Origin of the sequence: Rickettsia endosymbiont of Ixodes scapularis (assembly GCF_000160735.1) — a bacterium.
Classification (GTDB): domain Bacteria; phylum Pseudomonadota; class Alphaproteobacteria; order Rickettsiales; family Rickettsiaceae; genus Rickettsia; species Rickettsia tamurae.
In genome coordinates this window covers 1,765,459-1,772,178 of sequence record NZ_CM000770.1, presented here as the reverse complement: position 1 = coordinate 1,772,178, position 6,720 = coordinate 1,765,459, and the positions used below count along the sequence as shown (strand labels likewise).

Genomic DNA, 6,720 nt, shown 5'->3' with positions numbered 1-6,720 from the left:
GCTGTAGCTGCTGGTTATGAGGACAGAGATGCTAAGTTTGGTGCATGGATAAGTCCGTTTGTCGGTAATGCAACGCAGAAGATGCATAACAATATAAGCGGTTATAAGTCTGATACAACTAGTAGCACTATAGGTTTTGACGGCTTAGTTAACGATGATCTAGCACTCGGGCTTGCATATACAAGAGCCGATACTGATATCAAACTGAAAAATAATAAGACGGGCGATAAGGTAGAGAGTAACATCTATTCCGTATACGGTTTATATAATGTACCTTATGAAAATCTTTTCGTTGAAGCTATAGCATCTTACTCGGATAATAAGATAAGAAGCAAATCAAGACGTGTTATTGCAACGGCATTAGCGACTACTGCTTATCAAACTGCAAACGGTAAGTATAAATCCGAAAGCTATACAGGTCAGTTAACGGCTGGTTATACTTATGCAATGCCTGAGAACATTAACTTAACACCGCTAGCTGGGCTTAGATATTCGACTATCAAAGATAAGGGCTATAAAGAAACGGGTACTACTTACCAAAATCTTACCGTTAAAGGCAAGAACTATAACACTTTCGACGGTTTACTCGGTGCTAAAGTATCAAGTAATATCAATGTAGGTGAAGTAGTGCTAACACCTAAGCTTTACGCAATGGTTGATTATGCATTCAAGAATAAAGTTCCGGCGATTGATGCAAGATTACAAGGTATGACTGCTCCTTTCCCAACCAACAGCTTTAAGCGAAGCAAAACAAGCTTTGATGTTGGCGTTGGTGTTACTGCTAAGCACAAAATGATGGAATACGGTATTAACTACGATACAAATATCGGAAGTAAGTATTTCGCTCAGCAAGGTACAAGGTAGTGTAAAAGTTCGTGTGAACTTCTAATATGCTTGGTGTCATCCCGTGGCTTGACCACGGGGATGACACTGAGGATCTTAAATAAAAAATTATGTTAGATAATATTAGAAAAACTGCCGATAGTTTTATAATGCGGGTTTTATTCGCAATGATAGCTTTTGCTTTTGTCGGCTTTGGTATTAAAGATGTATTAAACGGAAGAAGAAGCGGTGATATTATTACTTTTTCTCATGTGAAAAATATCTCCCAGGAAGATTTTTTGAGAGCAAAATCTTTAGAAATTAATGCTATAAGTAAGCAAACGGGAACAAGTTTAACCGATGAAGAAATAGCACAGTTAAATATTGATAACCGAATCCTAAAAAGGCTTGTTTATGATAATGTCTTAGATTATCTAGTTAGCTATTATGACTTAGATCTAAGTGATGATACAGTTAAAATTTTAGTTAAAGAATCACCGGTTTTTAAAAATGAGCAAGGTGTTTTCGATATAAAAATTTTTAAAACTTACTTTAGAAATTCTTATATGGATGAAGAAAAATATTTATTAAACTTCAAAGAAAAAGCTCTAAAAAATATTTTTGTCGGTACTTTTATAGAAAGTTTCTATGTTCCTAAAGCTATGACTGACAATATAGTAGATTATATGGCTGAAAAAAGAGAAGTAGAATTAATACAAATAGATTTACAAAATAAACCAAAAGATTTACAAATCCCTACTCCTACCGATCAGCAATTAAAGGATTTTTACCAAGATAATAAAACCTCGTTTGAGGTACCTGAGAAACGCAGCTTTTCTTATATTAAAGCTAATATTAAGGATTTAAAAGTCTCAGTTACTCAAGATGAGTTGTTAGAATTTTATAATGAAAATAAAGATGAGTTTGGAAATCAAAGTTTTGAATCGGTACAAAAACAATTACATGATTTATTAAAGGCTCAAAAAATCGACATACTTAATATGGAGTTTGCTAAAAAGCTGGAAGATGAGACGGCAGCTGGTTCTAGCTTAGTTGAAATTGCCGAAAAATATAAGCTACCGATACAAAACGTTAACTATGTCAGTTATGCAGAACTTATTGAAGATAAAATAATTGCCGAAAATGCCGATAGTATTTTTGAGCTTTCGGAAGGAGAATTATCTTATCCTATAGAAACAGAAGATAAAAGCTATCTTATATTGGTAGAATTAAAATCTATTCAGCCAGCAAAAATACCTGAATTTGATGCTATTAAAGAACAGGTAAATAAAGTTTGGATAAAGCAGAATATCGCAGATGTAAACTTAAAGATTATCAAGGATTTAGCAAAGGAATATAATTCAGAGCAAGAGAATATAAAAGAGCTTAAAGCTAACGGAATAAAAATAAGCAAAAAAAATTATATTAGATCCGAAATGGAAAATGATTTAACACTAGCTCCTGAAATATTATTATCAATTTTTAATACTAAAATAGGAAGTAATACGCCTGTATTCCAAGTAGGTGATGAAGTATATTTTGCACATATTAAATCTAGAAGTATAGATGAATTAACGGCTAAAAATATTCATGTCAATTCAGAAAAAAATATAATATATAATATTAAAAATTCTGTAATTGACGAACTAATTAACTACACAATTATTCAGAATGATATGCAGGTAAAGGCTAATTTTAGTAAGTAGGGAAACCCATCGAGTCATACCGTATCGTCATTGTGAGGAAATTACGAAGTAATTGACGAAGCAATCTCAGGATATTTGATGAGATTGCCATGCAGTCTACGCCTTGCTCGCAATGACTATAAAATAAGCCGCACATTATAAACAAAAAAATAGAACTATGAGCTTTAAAGATTTACCGGAGTTTTTAAAATTTTTAGAAAAAAACGGTGAGTTAAAGCGTATTTCTGTTGAAGTTAAAACTGACCTAGAAATTACTGAAATTAGTAGAAGAGTATTAGCACAAGGCGGACCTGCATTACTTTTTGAAAATGTTATAAAAGCCGACGGCATTAAGTCCGACATACCTATTCTAACTAATCTTTATGCTAGTATAAATCGTATTTGTATGGGACTTAAACTTAAGTCACCCAAAGAATTAAGAGAGCTTGGTGTTTTACTAGCATTCCTTAAACAGCCGCAACCTCCCGCATCTTTTAAAGAAACATTGTCAATGCTGCCGCTAGCTAAGCGTATATTTGCTATGTCTCCTAAAACCGTATCAAAAGCAGCTTTTCATGAAATTGTCATTGACAAACCGAATATCAATATATTGCCGATTCAAAGATGTTGGCCTGATGATATTTCTCCTTTAATTACTTGGGGGATAGTAGTTACTAAAGGACCAACAAAAGATAAAATCGATAATTACAACCTTGGCATATATAGAATGCAGGTTATTTCAGAAAATAAGCTATTGATGCGTTGGTTAAAGTTACGAGGTGGAGCAGAGCATCATAAACGTTGGAAAGAAGCAAAAAAAGAACCGTTTCCTGCTGTTATCGTTATTGGGGCAAATCCGGCGGTAACTTTGGCAGCGGTTACGCCGATACCTGAGAATATCTCAGAGTATAATTTTGCAGGTTTACTCGGTAATGAAAAAGTAGAGCTGGTGCAATGCAAAACTATTGACCTCAAAGTACCTGCACATAGTGAAATAGTGCTGGAAGGCTATGTAAGTTTAGAGGAGTATTTGCCTGAAGGTCCTTTTGGAGATCACACCGGATATTATAATGATGTTGAGGAGTTTCCGGTATTTACCGTAACGGCAATAACGATGAAGAAAAATCCCGTATATTTAAGTACCTATACTGGAAAACCGCCTGATGAGCCGTCAATCTTAGGTGAAGCATTAAATGAAATTTTTATTCCTATCTTGCAGCAACAATTTCCGGAAATAGTCGATTTTTGGCTTCCACCTGAAGGTTGTTCATATAGAGTTGCAGTAGTATCGATTAAAAAATCCTATCCCGGTCATGCTAAAAGAATAATACTTGGGATTTGGTCTTACTTACGGCAATTTATGTATAGTAAATTTATTATCGTTGTAGATGACGATATTGATGTTCGTAATTGGCAAGAAGTAATTTGGGCAATAGCAACAAGAAGTGATCCAAGGCGTGATACGAGCTTCATAGATAATTCCCCGATAGATTATTTGGATTTTGCATCACCTGATTTAGGGCTTGGTAGTAAAATGGGAATAGATGCAACCGATAAAATATACCCTGAGACAAATAGAAAATGGGGCAAAAAAATAGAAATGAGTCAGGAAGTTATCGACAAGGTTGATAGTATATGGAATAGTTTAATTACATAAGGTATACTCGTTTAATTTGAAAAATTGGCGTCGTTGTTTTATATTTTTTGATCCTCACGTACTAGTATGTACTCTGCGGTCAAAAAATATAAAACGCCTTGCTTTTTTCCAAATTAAACTTCGTCTACGTTTATATTAATTGTTAACTTTTTAACGCGAGTTTCGTATTAACAGAGGAACTGAATAGTTGATAGTAACTGGGTTACGAGGATATTAGTAATATTGTTTTTGTTATAAAATGTACTTAAAACTGCATAAATTTTTAGTAAATTGTCTTTTTTGACTATAACTATTAAATTGTAAAACTTGTCACACCTCTTACAAACCTTGAAAGGATAAGCATTATAGCATATTCATTAACTATAATTTAGGCATCTTAATATGAAACTCGCGTTATCTAGTGAGTGGCTTAAGAAGAATATAGAACAGTATGAGCTATCAAATGATCTCAAGCAACATTTAGAGTTTGTAACTAAACATTTTATCGATGCTTTTTCACCTTCAAATTTTGCTTTTTGTAATCCAAAAGTTTTATGTGAGACATTAGAAAGCGGCGGTCAAAATCTAGTACAGGGATTAGAAAATTTCTTAAGAGATATAAAAAGTTCCGGTGATATAAATATCAAAACTACTGATAAATCTGCTTTTAAACTCGGTAAGAATATTGCTGCAACAAAAGGAAAAGTCATATTTCAAAATGATTTAATGCAATTAATATGCTATGAACCGAAAGAGAAAGTTCATAAGATTCCGATATTTATTATTCCGCCATGCATAAATAAATATTATATACTCGATTTATCTCCGCATAATTCTTTAGTATCTTTTTTGGTAGTAATTTTCAAGTTTTTCTTATTTCATGGGTTAACCCTGATATCTCTCTATCGGAAAAAGGCTTCGAGGATTACTTAAAAGACAGTATTTTAGCACCTTTTGAGTATGTGAGAAATCTTGGTTTTTAAAAAATTGATTTTGTCGGATATTGCATGGGAGGTACATTCCTTGCTATAATTATCGCATACTTCAAAGCAAAGAAAATAGATTCCGTTCATAGTGCTACTTTCTTTACTACTTTGCTTGATTATACTCATCCAGGTGAGTTTGGAATATTTTTTAATGAAGCTACGATTAACTACATTAAGGAAGATATAAAACTAAAAGGCTATTTTGATGGGCAGTATTTATCAAATAGTTTTAGTTTGCTAAGGACTAATGATTTAATTTGGACATTTTTTGTCAATAATTATTTACTCGATAAAAAACCGATGCCTTTTGATTTACTATATTGGAATGCGGATTCTACTAACTTGCCGGCAAAAATGTATGAGGAATATTTACAAAATACATATTGCAATAACTTGCTAAAAGAGTCTAATAATTTAGAGGTGCTCGGAACAAAAATAGATCTTGGAAAAGTTGATTGTAACTCTTTTTTTGTAGCCGCAAAAGAAGATCATATAGCTCCATGGCGTTCAATATATGATGGAGTAAAATTATTAAACGGACATAAGATTTTTTGTCTCACGGATTCAGGGCATGTAGCAGGTGTAGTTAATCCTCCTGCGATTGCTAAATATAATTATCGGCTTTAAATGACGACTTAAGTTTAAGTAGTCATGAGTGGCTTATAAAGGCTACGGAATATGAAGGCTCATGGTGGAATTATTGGCTTGATTGGCTTATAAAAAATAATGATACTAAGCTAGTAGATTTTTTAGATTATCAGAATTTAAAGGCTATTGAAGAAGCACCGGGAAGTTATGTAAGAAGATAAGTGTTGGATCTTTTTATTGTCATACCGCGACTTGATCGCGGTATCCAGTCTTCTTCTTTATTTTTTTATGGATACCGTGGTCAAGCCACGGTATGACATAGCGGAATGCAAACCATGCAGATAACGCCTAAAATATAAATAAGTCATGAAGAGAAAAAATAATAAATTTATAGAAATATCTATTGCCTTTATCTTGGGAGTTGCTTTAGGTATTTATGGACAGAATCCGGATTATTTTACTAATCTAATAAATCAAAAATCATTAGCTTTATCTGTACCTCAAATAAAGCATTACAATATTTCAGAGCTTTCAAGAAGTAAAGTTAGTACATGTTTTACTCCGCCTGCCGGTTGTACTAAGTTTATAGCCAATCAGATAGATAAAGCTGAAGAATCTATTTATGTGCAGGTATACGGTATGAGCGATGCGTTAATTACTACTACACTTATTAATGCACAGATGTGAGGAGTAAAAGTTAGAATATTACTTGATCGTAGTAATTTAAAGCAAAAATTTTCTAAATATTAACGCGAGTTTCGAATTAATATAGCATAGGATTTAGCATATCAAGAGAGATGTAATAGAAGGTTTATTATCAGACATTTGATAATTTATCAGTGCTGCAACCATATGCACAAAGGCATTTGTAACTGATCTATGCCTTGAATGCCCAAACTTCCCCAATAGTTTAATTTTACTAAACACAGATTCTATTAATGCTTTTTTAAGCAATAATATTTTATCCAACATAGACATAAGTTTATTTTTCATATTTTTCTTT

The 6,720-nt window shown here is 32.8% G+C and carries 5 protein-coding genes and 2 pseudogenes; 6 read left to right on the top strand and 1 reads right to left on the bottom strand.

The features are described from left to right. The 6 genes and pseudogenes from REIS_RS08990 to REIS_RS08965 all read left to right on the top strand — a co-directional run. Positions 1-889, top strand: a pseudogene (locus tag REIS_RS08990) (autotransporter outer membrane beta-barrel domain-containing protein); the annotation flags it as partial. Between the two features lie 64 nt (positions 890-953). Next, positions 954-2,528 carry a SurA N-terminal domain-containing protein gene (locus REIS_RS08985; RefSeq protein ID WP_008581229.1) on the top strand — a complete coding sequence of 525 codons (1,575 nt, stop codon included), beginning with the start codon at positions 954-956 and terminating at the stop codon, positions 2,526-2,528. A gap of 157 nt (positions 2,529-2,685) precedes the next feature. Next, the gene (locus REIS_RS08980) at positions 2,686-4,164 is read left to right on the top strand and encodes a UbiD family decarboxylase (RefSeq protein WP_008581226.1); all 1,479 of its coding nucleotides are present in this window, start codon (positions 2,686-2,688) and stop codon (positions 4,162-4,164) included. Between the two features lie 381 nt (positions 4,165-4,545). Further along, complete coding sequence (locus tag REIS_RS08975) at positions 4,546-5,076, top strand: hypothetical protein (RefSeq protein ID WP_233466355.1); 531 nt, start codon at positions 4,546-4,548, stop codon at positions 5,074-5,076. Between the two features lie 74 nt (positions 5,077-5,150). Further along, positions 5,151-5,756 (top strand): alpha/beta fold hydrolase, encoded by a 606-nt coding sequence (locus tag REIS_RS08970; RefSeq protein ID WP_233466356.1) that lies wholly within the window; start codon positions 5,151-5,153, stop codon positions 5,754-5,756. A gap of 327 nt (positions 5,757-6,083) precedes the next feature. After that, a pseudogene (locus REIS_RS08965) lies at positions 6,084-6,401 on the top strand (phospholipase); the annotation flags it as partial. Between the two features lie 96 nt (positions 6,402-6,497). On the opposite strand, the gene REIS_RS08960 reads toward REIS_RS08965, so the two are convergent. Further along, a partial coding sequence (locus REIS_RS08960; RefSeq protein ID WP_008581221.1) for a transposase occupies positions 6,498-6,720 on the bottom strand: 223 nt, incomplete at its 5' end.